Below are 13,326 nucleotides of genomic sequence, written 5' to 3'. Positions count from 1 at the left end.
TTCCAATTTCTACTTTTGAAATAAATTTTTAACATTAGCCAGCATTTAATAAAAAAAGTTGAATTATCTATTTATCAATTCAACCTATCGCGGTTATGCTGAATAAAAGTTGAGGGAGCAAAGGCGTGGATTGGAATCTTATGAACGAATCCGATACAGTCTTGATAATATCAGACGTTCAGGAAAAATTAATCGCCGGAATTAAAAATAAAAATCAAATTTTATCTAATATAAAGAAATTGGTAGCTGCTAGTTCAATCCTAAATATACAGGTATTAGTGACTCAACAGAATCCTCAAAAATTAGGTTCAACCTTAAAAGAGATACTACCTGAGCAAGAACATTCATTTGATATTTTCGATAAATTAAGCTTTAGTAGTAGAAGATGTGAAAAAATTTCAAGTTTTTTAAAAAATTATCGACCTAAAAATGTTCTAATCTGTGGGGTTGAGACACATATCTGCGTTCAGCAAACTTGTTTGGATTTAACTGACGAAGGATACAAAACATTTATAGCGGTTGATGCAATAGGTAGTAGAAATTTAATTGATCATGATACCGCAATCAATAGACTTAGAGATCAAAAAACCATAATAACAACCACTGAGGCTGCAATATTTGAATGGTGTAAAACATCTGATAGAAAAGAATTTAAATCGATTAGCACTATAATAAAATCTTAAATAACTCCAAATTCAGCTGATTTATTATTTTAATATACTTTCAGATATTAATAATTGTTTGCTAAAAAAAATATCCTAGGCAAAGTGGGATTATGTTTTTAATAAAGCAATGAATTTTTACTACCCAGATCTTATTACTGCTGTTTGTATATTTTTCTTGGGTAGCCTTCTTACGCTTATATCATCTACTCTTGCAAAAAAAATATTGACCAAAATTGTACGCAAAACAAATAATAAAATTGATGATTTTATAGTTAATAATATAGTCGATAGTATTAAGCCCCTGGGTTTTTTAACAAGTGCATCAATTGGTTGGAGTATTCTAGAAATAAATAAAGATATTGATTATCTAGTACTTGGTCTTTTTAAACTCATATCTTTGATAATAATAGTAAGAGTAATAAATAAAATATTTCTAAAAATAATTCATCAATGGTCATTACAAGTAAATGATAAATCAATAAGTAGTATGCTCTTCTCATTAAGCCCAATGATTAGGGCAATTGCTTGGTGTATTGGAATAATTTTTTATCTTCAAAATATTGGTGTTCAAATGACTGCAATATGGGCCTTGTTGAGCGCAGGTGGAATTGGAGCTGGTCTTGCGCTTAAGGAGCCAGTACAAGAATTTTTTGAATACATAACTATTCTTCTAGATAAACCTTTTCAAAATGGACAATTCATTCAGATTGATAATATTTGGGCAAAAGTGGAGAGAGTAGGTGTTAGGTCAACAAGGTTAAGAAGCCTTAATGGAGAAATAATAGTAATGAGTAACAGTAGATTAACTAATGGTGTAATTTCCAATTATGCAGAAATGAATAAGAGAAGATTAGTTCATAAGTTAGGAGTTGTCTATTCCACTAGCTATGAAAGAATGAAAGTTATTCCAGAGTTTTTGAAAAAGATTGTTGATAGTACTGAAAATGCAATATTTGACAGATGTCATTTTACAGACTTTGGAGATTTTAGTCTCAATATTGAACTGGTTTATTTCATACCAACAAGTAATTATCTTGCAGCTATGAATGCGCAAGAAGAAATAAATCTTAAAATAATTAAAAAGTTCGAAGAAGAAGGCATTGATTTTGCTTTCCCTACACAAACTATTAATTTAAATAAATAAGATGTATTACTTAATTAATTATTGAATTAATCTTATTAATATCTGAACATAGTTTCCATAAGTTATTTGCCAAATCTATATCCGAAGCCTCCTTACTTATATCAGTTAAACCAAAAAGTTTTTTCTTATATCCAATAATTCTATTACTAAGGTAACTAAAATTATTATTAGCGAATTTATCTTTTGTGGAGATATCAAATAAAATCTTACCGGCATTGTTAACACTTTCAGTTATACCTAATATATCTCTTGCAAAAATAGCAAAAATTCTTTGACCTATCTCATTATTCTTACGACTATATCGAAAAAAACCGTCTTTTACTTTGGGTATTACTAATCCTGGGGCCCATGCTATTACTGAAATATCTTCACGAATTAGTTTCAGTTTCTTTAAAAGAATCTGGGCAAAAAGTAAATTACATAATTTAGAATCTTTATAAGCTTTATCAGCACTGAAAACATCAGATCCATCTATCATTTTGAAACCTTTACCTCTCTTTAATCCATCTAAATTCCCTAAATAAGCGGGTTTACCAACTCGACCACCTGGGCATTCTGGATTATGAACTTCTGATGACGTTATAACAACTCGAGGTGATTGTGACTTTAGGATTAATGAAATAATTTTTTGAGTCAAAAATTGATGCCCTAAATGATTAACTGCAAATGTAAGTTCAAAACCATCATCTGACCATTTTGGATCAATAGAACCAGTATATTGGAGCCCAGCATTTAAGACTAAGGTGTCAATATATGAGGTGCTTTCTAGAATTTTACTTGCTGAAATATCTATCTCTTTTAAATTGGATAGGTCAAAGATAGGAAGCGTTAATTGTTTACTTAAATTAATTTCTTGATTATTAGAAAGATCTTTTTTTAAATTATTATAAAATTGATTTGCTCTTATTTCACTTCTGCATGGGGCTATTATTTCATGGCCGGCTTTTAACATTTCTAATATAGCTGAATAACCAATTCCTGATGAAGAGCCTGTAATCAATATTTTTTTCTTGTAAGCCATATTTTATTTGTTTACTTTAATTTTTATTCTTGACTTTATATTACATACCTTTAGTTTTTGAATTAAAAAAATTCTTCTTTACTAATGAAATGAAGATAGTCTCATGACTCTTTCAAATTTTTTTGTCGAACCTTTTACTAAAAATACATCAAGTTACTAAAACCGAGTAATGCAACATTCAATGGTCACACCAGGTTAATCTTTAATTATCGAGAGGTCTCATCTATGATTGACTTAAGGAGGCAAAGTCATTCAAAGAATACTACTTTGAATTCTGCGTTTCCACCTACAAAAAAGTTGAGAATAATTTTGGGTAACCTAAGGAGATGCAATGACTGCTAATGCATGCATTGATGCATTAGTGCTTGGTTCAGGCCCTGGTGCATTATCAATAGCTGCAGCACTAATTAAAGAAGATTTAAAAGTCGAGGTGCTCTCAGAAACTGATCCTTGTAAACCTTGGCCTTACACCTATGGCATTTGGGGAGAGGAAGTTGATCAACTTGGTCTTGAGGATCTCCTTGAGTATCGCTGGAGCAAAACAGTTAGTTTTTTTGGGAAAGGTTCCAAAGATAAAGATCACATAGATAATCTACCAACAAATCACCATAGAGATTATGGACTTTTTGACAAAGTTAAATTGCAAAATTATTGGTTAGATCAGTGCGAAAGAGGGTCAATAAAATGGCACATTGGAAGGGCTATCGATCTGGAAATCGATCAGTCAATAAGTGTTGTAAAAACTTCAAGTGGTCAAACAATAACCTCAAGGATTGTTGTTGATGCAACTGGCTATAACCCTGTTTTCTCAAGATCACCTGATGAAGGACCAATTGCAGTTCAAACTTGTTATGGAATAGTTGGTGAATTTAGTGAACCCCCTGTCGAGGAAGGACAATTTGTATTAATGGATTACCGATCGGATCATTTAAGTCCAGAAGAACTAATGGATCCACCAACATTTCTTTATGCGATGCATTTTGGAGGTAATAAATTTTTCTTAGAGGAAACCTCTCTTGGACTTGCCCCACCCGTCTCACTTGAGGTGCTAAAGGCTCGTCTGAATAAACGTCTAGAACATAAGGGTATAAAACTTCAAAAGCTTGATTATGAGGAACTGGGTGTTTTCCTTCCAATGAATATGCCAATTCCCTATCTAGATCAACCTGTCTTAAGCTTTGGAGGTGCTGCAGGAATGGTACATCCAGCATCCGGTTATCTTGTTGGGAGTCTCCTAAGAAGAGCACCAATAGTGGCAAAAGCATTATCGAAAGCAATTAAAAATAAATCAAATTCTCCAAAAGAAATTGCCAATTTGGGATGGCAAGCACTCTGGCCTAGAGAATTAATTAGAAAAAAAGCTTTATATACTTTTGGACTAGAAAAATTAATGAGATTTCACGAAAATCAATTGCGGGATTTCTTTATTCAGTTTTTCCAATTACCCAATGAACAATGGTACGGATTCCTTACAAATACTTTAAGTTTAAAGCAATTGATTTACTCAATGTGGAATATGTATAAGAAAGCCCCGTGGACAGTGAAATGGGGCTTAATGGGCATGCAAGGTAGAGAATTAAAATTGCTATGGAAATTTTTTAAACCCCAAACATAAACTTGAGAACAGTATTAATAACCGGTTCTACAAAAGGAATTGGAAACAAAATTGCAAAACGTATTCTTAAAGATGGCCACAGGGTTAGCTTAGGAGCAAGAAACCCAAAAGATTTTGTGGGTACAGAACTCGATCCGGAGTTTTATGGAGATAAAAATATTCTTATAAATCAATATGATGCAAATGATAAAAATTCAATTACAGATTGGGTAAAAAATACCCGCGAAGAATTCGGTAGAATTGACACAGTTATTCATTCTGCTGGGATTTTTAAAGATACAGACCTTATTTTCGATGATAATCAATTTCAAGAAATTGAAGAACTTTGGAAAGTGAACGTACTAGGACCATGGTTGCTTACTAGAGCAATTTGGGAAGACTTGCAGATTAGTGGAAATGGAAGGATTCAAATAATGGTATCAATGAGTGGAAAAAGATCAAAAGGCAGACTTGCAGGATATTCAATGAGTAAATTTGCATTAATGGGCCTCTGTCAAACAATGCGAAACGAAGGATGGGAAAGTGGTATAAGAGTAACCGCCTTTTGCCCGGGATGGGTAAATACAGATATGGCTAAAAATATAAATTTAATAGATAAAAAAGATATGACTCAGCCTGAAAGTATCGCTGAAATTAGCTCTACTTTACTCAAATTACCAAATTCTGCAATTCCTTTTGAAATAGCAATAAATTGTATATTGGAAAAATAATAAATTATTGCATTATGTACGCAAACTATTTTTCAAATTATAGTTTATTTTAAATGTTTGAAATAATGATGCAACTGGATTCAAAAATATAACCTTTACAATTTTGTGGATGTATTTTTTATATAAAACTCCTAGAGTTCTACCAAAAATATACGTCCTATATATTGAACTAATTAAAATGTTAACTACCCAAAGAACTAGTATAAAAGAGATAAATATAGAGCCGAAAGAGTAAAAATCTATTATTTTATCTTTAAATGGGACCGCAAAATCGAACAAGCTTGTTAAATCCATAAATTTTTCGAATCCCATATATTGTATGTTGAACTTATTAAACCAATTCTTAAGCCAAAAGCAATAGGGAAAGTCATACTAAATAAAACTAAATTAAAGAAATGATAATTAGTTTTCAACCTTTAACCTAGGAGGTACCCAATTGAGACAAAGAAGAAAGCAAGTAAAAATGCTTTGCATCTATTTAAAAATGATGTAAACATAGGTAAGTCATCGTTGTCATAACCTCCAAAATTGCCTGTTATTAGTAAAAACCACATCGGTATTGAAGCCAAATAAAAGCTTAGCGCGAGACTATTAAAAAGAGCGAATCCAATTTTACTCGAAACAAATAAGAAAATAACAAAAAGCAATAATGACCCACTTAACCCTGTAGTGAACTCTGCTGCTATGGTTTGTTTTTCCAAAGACGTCGAATTGAGATAAGTTATACAATCTTTAACTTGCCTTTTTGTCAGTCTGAAATACTCAGTTTCCGGTATCCTGTTCCTTTTAAATTTTCTAAAAATCCTGGCTTGAGTAAAAGTGGGATTTTCCACTCTTATTGTTTTAAGGGTTTCATCAGGCTTAAGTAATCTCATTTTACCTTGAAGGTCATTCGTCTTCCCAATCATATAAAGATCACGATTTCTGATTAAATAAATAAATCCACTCATTGTTCTAACCTTAAATAATGGTCAAATAATGGAATGATCTGTTTTTTTATTTATCAAAACTATACATACTATATAAATTAACCTTAAAAGGAAAATTAGCAATAAAAATATTATTAATGTTATTTGCTTTAAGATATTTCTATTGGAAAGCTTTCAAGAACCCAAATGCAAGAAAATATTCTCTATAGCTTCAGACGTTGTCCTTATGCAATAAGAGCGCGATGGGCTTTGGTAAAAGCAAATATACCGATCACTATAAGGGAAATAGATCTAAAAAATAAACCAAATGAGCTTATTGATATCTCGCAAAAATCAACTGTTCCTGTTTTATTGCTTAAAAGTGGAAAAGTACTTGATGAGAGTATTGATATTATTAGATGGGCACTTGAAAATAGTAATATAAAAAATCCATTAAAGGAGTCTATTAATCAAAATTTTTCTGATGAAAATTTTAAAATAATTAACGAAAATGATGGTACCTTCAAATATAATTTAGACAGGTTTAAGTATGCCTCAAGATATAATATAAAAGATCCATCCAGCTACCAAAAAAAAGCCAAAGATATTTTGTTCAAATGGAATTTTAGGATTTTAGAAAACTCAAATAAAGATATTAATGGTTGGCTGAATAAAAAGTGCGAATCAATTCTAGATTGGTCTATTTGGCCATTTGTTAGACAATATTTAATAGCAGATCCCAATCTTTTTATTAATCATAATGAATTAGAGCCAATGCAAGAGTGGCTAAATTATTTCATTAATCAATCAACCTACAACGAAGTTATGAAAAAGCATAAAAAATGGGATCCCATTTAATAACGAAGATATAAATTGACTATAAATCAGTGTTATTCCATTGATCTACGTTTGTCAATTATTCTACCCAATTCTAAAAAATATCCAGCAGTGCAGTACTTACCAAGGTTTCTCTCTCTATTCCCAGTGTCGCTTCTCAATTCAGCTGTTTCTGCCATAATTAAATCAAGTTCATTTTGAGGGAGTTCATAAAGTTCTTTTAATTCCACTTCGCGATCAAGTAAATGGCTTTTAAACCATTTTTCTCTTGTTTCTTGTCCAGGTATATCATCTCCAGGATTCCAAATCATAAAATTTACTTAATTAGCTTTGAATTAACTCTAGACAAATCACATGAGGGAAACTGTTAAATCAATAATTAAATATTCTTTTGTACAGGGGTAATAAGACTATCCGAAAAAATAACTGTAACTGCTATGACGAATAAAATAACAACACCACATATTTCAGTCCAACCCAAAAGACCTATTCTCCTTATAACAAGTGGGGCCACAACTGTTATCAATCCACCAGAAAGTATCGGTTGTAAAAATAATTGTTTAATCGAGAATATTGGAAGAGTCTTTGTATTATCTCTTGGATCTGCCAATCTCAACAGAAGTAATCCGCTTGCGGCGACGCCAGTTGCATTGCCAAATTCTGTTAATGATCTCTCAAACCATTCTTCCTTAAAGTAAATCTTTGCAAGGAAAAACATGCCTGCAAGATTCCAACTAAGACCAATCACAGCAAGAATCGTCAAAGGCAACCAGTTCTCCAATAATAATGGGAGGTTTAAACCAGCCATAGCTGTAGTTATCAAAAGATCAGTTGAGAGAATACCTATTTCTCTTTGAATTAAAGAGGAGACAATATCAGCTTTTCCTATTTCTTCAAGAAAATACCTGAGAAAAAAAGAACCCAATAAAGCCAGAGGAAATACTGGAAAAACATTGATGACCTCAAAAAATGTACCTCCTACAAAACCACCAAATATTTTTAAAGCACTCAATAAAAACACTCCAAAAAGTACAGCAATTCCTGCCAGAGCAAGATTTAAAAGAAGTTCCTTAGATTGCAGGAAAAACCCTATTGAATTTCCTAGGTCGACTTTTTTTAATTCAGCTTCATTATTTTCATGAGCAATCCAGCCTTTTAATCTTGCAATAATTACAAGTAAGCTTCCAATAATTGTGGAAGACAACAATCCAACTGTTGCCATTGCTAAGCCTAAATCAAGTCCTCCAGGGAAGCCTAATTTTTCAAAACTTTCCCCCATGATTGCAGCAGCTCCGTGCCCACCCTCGAATCCAACCTCTATCAGACATCCCATCAATGGGTCGACATCCAAAAGAGGGCCGAGAAGAAACAGAACAGCTAGACCACCTACGAGGTATTGACCAAAGCCAAGTAAAAATCCCAATAGTGCTTGAGAGGCAACTGGCTGCCAAATACCACTTCCTCGAGGCAAAGACCTTCCAAGCATTAAAGTTGCAAAAACTAATGTTAAAAGAGGAGTAGGTAAACGAATCCAAACATCTGTAACTGACTCAGGTAAAACAGAAATAGGACCATAAGGTCCTATGAATAAGGCAAAAAGTCCAACTAAAAGTGCGGTAGGGATTCCAAATCTTTCCAATTTCATAACTGATTCGAGCCTTCTACCAAAACTCAATAAGACTCCAAAAAAGCCTAATAAACCAAAAGCAATAGCCAACGAGTAAGCTGCGGGTGTATCTAGCCCAACTTTTAGACCTTCAAAAACATCAACCATCAACTTTCTCGATAAATAGTAAATTCTCTGTAAAAAACTTTTATTTTCAATTGTCACTCTACATTATTCGCTGATTACTATTTATTTAATGTTTTAAGGATTAAAATAAATTTATTAAAGTCAAAAATAAAAACCCCCTAAAATTATCTAGGGGGTTTTTTGTTAATTGGTCAAGAATTAGACCAATCAATTATTTTAGTGTAACTGCTGCATTATCAATGTTACTTATTGCATTCGCTACACGCTTAAAGTCAAATCCCATCGCACGCAAAGCATGCCATAAGTGACCCTGAATGAAGAAGAATCCAAAATAATAGTGAACATTTGATAACCATGCTCGAGAAGTATGTGCTCCATCGGCAAGATCAACAGTATCTATCCAGTAAGGGGAAATGCCAAATTTAAGAGACAAAGTTTCTCCAAAGAAAGCTTCTGGATAAACTGTAGTGTTTGTTGCACACCAGAAAGCAGCAACAATTGCCATCCAACCAATTCCCGCCAATGAGAATGAAAGGACAGCTTCGGCTCCCAAGAGCCCAGCCCCTTTAAATTTGGTGTATTCGCCAACTTGTTTAGTGGCTATGTGAAAAGCACCACCAGATATCAAAAGGAAAGCCAAGAATGCATGGCCCCCCATAACATCCTCAAGACTGCTTATTGATAAAAAGTCGAATTGATGATTCCAAATAGCTGACAAGTTTAGGTTGTACTCAACTTGTCTAACAGCACCAAGAACAGGGTCATAGATACCATGAATCCTTGCCCATTCAACAAATTGGATGTTTGCCAGTCCAAAAAGAATCAAATGGTGGCCAAGAATGAAAGTCAAATTATCAGGGTTATCCCACTCAAGCTTGAATTTTCTGGCCTGACTAACATCAGACTGTTGCATATCACCCGCAAAAAGAAGTGAGTGAAGAAGTCCGCCAGCTCCATAAACCATAGAACCAACTAAGTGGACAACAGCAACCGCAATTACAGGGGTAGGGTTCCCCATCATGACACCAGCCTCGTCAAAACCTATACCAAGAGTGGCAAGGTGAGGTAAGGCAATTAAAGGTTGATGCCCCATCGGGATAGAGGGGTCATAGCGAGCTAATTCAAATAAGGTGAAGGCACCTGCCCAGAATGCAATCAGGCCGGTATGAGCGGCATGAGCAGCAATAAATTTGCCTGAGCGGTTGGTGACCCCAGAATTACCAGCCCACCACCCATAGGTGACGTCTGGATTTCCATAGGTCTGCATTAGAAGTTCAAGGCTGCGAAGCGCACCAAACTTACTTCAATTTCGGCTAAGACTCATGTGAAATAAAGAATTTGTATATTCTGTAAATACTTTGAGATTGCCGCGTCACCCCTTGGGGAACTGAAAACAGCAATTGAGACAAGGAATTTGACTGCCAATCAACACAACTTTTAAATTTTGATTTTCAGATTTATTGCTTAATGGAGAAAAAAAATGCACCCGATAACATGAAATTTTCCTAAATAAAGCGAAAAGCTTCCAAACTCGAAAACTTTGGGTCAGATCCTTTAAGAAAAAAAGAAAGCTTTATATTAATTCAATGGAAAACATATAATAAAAATCTATTTTTGGAGATCTAATGGACAGCATTGAAAAATTATTTGGATTATTGAAAGATCTACGAGTGCGTTTTGCTCTGGCAATGTTGGGAAATTTATTCATTCTTTGGTTTTTAGCAACTTACTTTAAGCAATTCATACCAAATTTACCCCCAGAGTTAAGCTAGTTTTTCTGATTTTTATGATTCACTTAAGTCAGTTAAACCTAACAATCTTCGAATGAAATGTTATTTAAATGTAAAAGAACATATTAGGTTTAAATAAAAGAATTAAACATTAAAGTATAAATTCAAAAAGAAGGTTTATGAAATGGAAGCTACAACCATAGGCGGTTCCAATCTTGGTCTTGAAATGGAAACAGTTGAAAGATATAGGAGAATGGCAGAGGGTTATAGATGCTCTGATGAATACAGCAAAATGATTAACCTTTATCCTGTTTTGCAAACATCAATAAATGATTGTAAGGATGAAAAACTAATTAATTAACTCAGACAAGGTTAAATTCAATTAATTATTTTAAGCGGCCTTATCAGAAATCACTGCGTCTTCTTTTTTCCAATATTCAATAATCTCCCTACACCATCGAACATGATAAATAACTTGTGGTGTCCAGGGATTATGAGATTCATAGGGAGAGCTTCGCCAGTGTGTGCCTGGCTTTAAATAACCAATCTCCCTCCACCCCCGCAGAGTTTCTGTCGACACGCCCAATTCAACGCAAGTCTCTTTCTCTGTCAACCAAGTTGAACTTTCCATTAGTTACACCTCTGCTAACCAGTGATACCGCAGATGTGTTTTAAAAGTAAGTGAGGCTTAATTAAATGAGTAAAAATACACCGAAACTCTTCAATTCAGAAACATTTATAAAATTCCTTCTGGTGTTTATCCTTTAAAATTTCTTTGACAAAAATTTATTTTTTTACCACTCCCGATTATGGCTTCGTTTAGTGGGAATTAATAAGGTCGAGTCATCAGATGGATGCAAACACCAATCTTGATCTTTGGAAATCTCCAATCTTTTCATGTCGATTAATTTATTTTGCGAAGAGCCCCTAGTTTGCTTTTTATTTAATTTAATCCAACCTGGAACCCACAATTTTCCTATTTTTATTTCCTCCCATTGAACTTTTAAACCAGTACCTCCATCAAGAACAGAGATAAAATTTATCCATTTTTCTTTACCACAACCCCCATAATTAATTGCCACAAAATAAAAAAATCCATCGAGAGGTTCAACCCTAGTCCAGGATTTTCGTGGTGGCCAACTATTCTCAATTTTGGAAGACATGTTTTTGAATTATAAAATTATGTATCTGAAAAAATGCAACCTAATTTAACTTTTACTGATTCTTTTATATTCTTTTCTAATATCTCTGAGAAGATTTTTTTTTCTATTCATTGAATCAAACCTTTGTTTTCTTGAATTAAAATTCCGTTGGTCATTACTCATCTTAAACCAGTCCATTATTGTAATACGTGCATATTTTTTATTTTGTAAATTTTTAAACTTTTTCCTAAATATAAATCCAAAAAAAATTACAAAAATTGATATGGAGATTTTTATAATCATAAATGTTTAATTTGTTGAGCCTAGCATATAAAAAAATCAGCTTGTCTGTTTGCGCAAGAAATTAATTGTTTGATTTAAATTGTCAAATGAACATTTTTGCTCAGTATCGTTTTTGCCTTTATCTCTCAGTTTCTTCAATAAGAAGCACTTTTCGCGTAATTCATCATCTCCTAAAGTAATAACCCAATTAGCTTTAGATTTATTGGCTCTTTTGAACTGTTTTGAAAAAGAACTACCTGAATAATCAATTTCTACTGAAAAGTTTTGTGACCTTAATTCTCTAGCAATCACTAGAGACTGAAGAGTAGATTTTTGTCCCTTGTTAACAATATATATATCTAATTTTTTTGAATAATCTTTATCATCGCTAATTAACATCATCAGTCTCTCAAGTCCGATAGCCCAACCTATAGCTGGTGTATCGGGCCCACCAAGTTGCTTTATCAAACCGTCATATCTACCACCACCACAAACTGTTGATTGTGCCCCTAATTTACTACTAGTAATCTCGAAAGCTGTATGACAATAATAATCCAAACCTCTAACAAGCTCATTATTTATTATAAATGGAATTTGCAATGAATTTAATGAGTCTTTTAAAGCTTCAAATCGAGTAATGCTCTCTTGACACAGCGAATCTTTTAATAAAGGTGCATTTAACAGTATCTTTTTGGTATTTGGATTTTTAGTGTCTAATATTCTTAAAGGATTTATTTTTAAACGATCTTGTGATTCCCTATCAAGAGAATCAAATCGATCCTCAAGCCAAGAGACCAAAATTTTCCGGTAATTCATTCTATCTTCAATAGTTCCAAGGGTATTAATTTGAAGAGATAAGTCATCAATCCCTAAGTCATATAGAAGATCCAAAGCCAGAGAAATTATCTCTGAATCACTCTCAACTGACGGTAATCCAAAGAATTCAACCCCTAGTTGATGAAATTGTCTTTGTCTTCCTGCTTGTGGACGTTCGTAACGAAACATTGGCCCGGAATACCACAAACGTTGAGAGCCCTGACTAATCAAACCTGAATGGCTAATTGCCCTGGCCACTGATGCTGTTCCCTCTGGTCTCAAAGTGCAAGATCTATCACCTTTATCTAAAAATGTGTACATCTCTTTACCTACGACATCAGTACCTTCACCAATGCCCCTTTCAAAAAGGTAAGTTGATTCGAGTATTGGAGTTCTTATCTCTTCAATAGCTGAATTTCTAAAATGATTCCTGGCAACTGACTCAACATATTGCCATTTACCAAGATTAGATGGCAGTAAATCAATCATGCCTCTAAGAGTTTGAAGATTCTTCAAAATATTTTTTATTAGGGGTTTTGCCTATATTTATAGGCAATTTTTTATGTATTTATTCTAGATACTCAAAAAAAAAAAACTATCACCTATCTCTTAACTATGTCAAATTACAGTTGTTTTTCATTAAAAGCCGATGGAGCTTTAGTAAATGTAGTTATCTATTGAATCAAATTTTCTCATTTGAATT

General features: G+C 33.3%; 14 protein-coding genes. 6 read left to right on the top strand and 8 right to left on the bottom strand.

The genetic code is table 11. The features are described from left to right. The first annotated feature begins 125 nt into the window (after positions 1-125). Both AC6EJA_RS00385 and AC6EJA_RS00380 read left to right on the top strand, forming a co-directional pair. Positions 126-683, top strand: a complete 558-nt coding sequence (locus AC6EJA_RS00385; protein ID WP_498502558.1) for an isochorismatase family protein — start codon at positions 126-128, stop codon at positions 681-683. A gap of 109 nt (positions 684-792) precedes the next feature. After that, positions 793-1,809 (top strand): mechanosensitive ion channel family protein, encoded by a 1,017-nt coding sequence (locus tag AC6EJA_RS00380; protein WP_498502557.1) that lies wholly within the window; start codon positions 793-795, stop codon positions 1,807-1,809. 10 nt (positions 1,810-1,819) lie between these two features. On the opposite strand, the gene AC6EJA_RS00375 is transcribed toward AC6EJA_RS00380, so the two are convergent. Then, entirely contained in the window at positions 1,820-2,830 is a 1,011-nt protein-coding gene (locus AC6EJA_RS00375) for an SDR family NAD(P)-dependent oxidoreductase (RefSeq protein WP_498502556.1), read from the bottom strand. A 331-nt stretch (positions 2,831-3,161) separates the two neighbouring features. Between AC6EJA_RS00375 and crtL the strand changes: the two genes are divergently transcribed. Next, a complete protein-coding gene (gene crtL, locus AC6EJA_RS00370) occupies positions 3,162-4,445 on the top strand; it encodes a lycopene beta cyclase (protein ID WP_498502555.1) in 1,284 nt (427 codons plus the stop codon). A gap of 2 nt (positions 4,446-4,447) precedes the next feature. Beyond that, entirely contained in the window at positions 4,448-5,155 is a 708-nt protein-coding gene (locus tag AC6EJA_RS00365; RefSeq protein ID WP_498502554.1) for an SDR family NAD(P)-dependent oxidoreductase, read from the top strand. A 416-nt stretch (positions 5,156-5,571) separates the two neighbouring features. On the opposite strand, the gene AC6EJA_RS00360 is transcribed toward AC6EJA_RS00365, so the two are convergent. Continuing rightward, on the bottom strand, positions 5,572-6,105 hold the full coding sequence (locus AC6EJA_RS00360) for a GIY-YIG nuclease family protein (RefSeq protein ID WP_498502553.1): 534 nt from the start codon (positions 6,103-6,105) through the stop codon (positions 5,572-5,574). A gap of 165 nt (positions 6,106-6,270) precedes the next feature. Between AC6EJA_RS00360 and AC6EJA_RS00355 the strand changes: the two genes are divergently transcribed. After that, entirely contained in the window at positions 6,271-6,921 is a 651-nt protein-coding gene (locus AC6EJA_RS00355) for a glutathione S-transferase N-terminal domain-containing protein (RefSeq protein WP_498502552.1), read from the top strand. Positions 6,922-6,953: 32 nt separating this feature from the next. Here AC6EJA_RS00355 and AC6EJA_RS00350 read toward each other — a convergent pair whose 3' ends face one another. The 3 genes from AC6EJA_RS00350 to AC6EJA_RS00340 form a co-directional block, all read right to left on the bottom strand. Continuing rightward, positions 6,954-7,211 carry a hypothetical protein gene (locus AC6EJA_RS00350; RefSeq protein ID WP_498502551.1) on the bottom strand — a complete coding sequence of 86 codons (258 nt, stop codon included), beginning with the start codon at positions 7,209-7,211 and terminating at the stop codon, positions 6,954-6,956. 68 nt (positions 7,212-7,279) lie between these two features. Next, the gene (locus tag AC6EJA_RS00345; protein ID WP_498502550.1) at positions 7,280-8,674 is read right to left on the bottom strand and encodes a sodium/glutamate symporter; all 1,395 of its coding nucleotides are present in this window, start codon (positions 8,672-8,674) and stop codon (positions 7,280-7,282) included. Between the two features lie 190 nt (positions 8,675-8,864). Continuing rightward, complete coding sequence (locus tag AC6EJA_RS00340; protein ID WP_498502549.1) at positions 8,865-9,920, bottom strand: chlorophyll a/b binding light-harvesting protein; 1,056 nt, start codon at positions 9,918-9,920, stop codon at positions 8,865-8,867. A 647-nt stretch (positions 9,921-10,567) separates the two neighbouring features. On the opposite strand from AC6EJA_RS00340, the gene AC6EJA_RS00335 reads away from it, so the two are divergent. Continuing rightward, a complete protein-coding gene (locus tag AC6EJA_RS00335) occupies positions 10,568-10,744 on the top strand; it encodes a hypothetical protein (RefSeq protein ID WP_498502548.1) in 177 nt (58 codons plus the stop codon). A gap of 30 nt (positions 10,745-10,774) precedes the next feature. On the opposite strand, the gene AC6EJA_RS00330 is transcribed toward AC6EJA_RS00335, so the two are convergent. The 3 genes from AC6EJA_RS00330 to hisS all read right to left on the bottom strand — a co-directional run bounded on the left by AC6EJA_RS00330 (position 10,775) and on the right by hisS (position 13,139). Then, positions 10,775-11,014 carry a helix-turn-helix domain-containing protein gene (locus tag AC6EJA_RS00330; RefSeq protein ID WP_498502547.1) on the bottom strand — a complete coding sequence of 80 codons (240 nt, stop codon included), beginning with the start codon at positions 11,012-11,014 and terminating at the stop codon, positions 10,775-10,777. Positions 11,015-11,177: 163 nt separating this feature from the next. Then, complete coding sequence (locus AC6EJA_RS00325; protein WP_498502546.1) at positions 11,178-11,546, bottom strand: TIGR02450 family Trp-rich protein; 369 nt, start codon at positions 11,544-11,546, stop codon at positions 11,178-11,180. Positions 11,547-11,864: 318 nt separating this feature from the next. Next, entirely contained in the window at positions 11,865-13,139 is a 1,275-nt protein-coding gene (gene hisS, locus AC6EJA_RS00320) for a histidine--tRNA ligase (RefSeq protein ID WP_498502545.1), read from the bottom strand. Positions 13,140-13,326 lie beyond the last annotated feature (187 nt).

The sequence above is a fragment of the Prochlorococcus sp. MIT2309 genome, assembly GCF_059772305.1.
The sequence above is the reverse complement of the archived record's forward strand: the minus strand, read 5'-3'. Positions and strand labels throughout refer to the sequence as shown.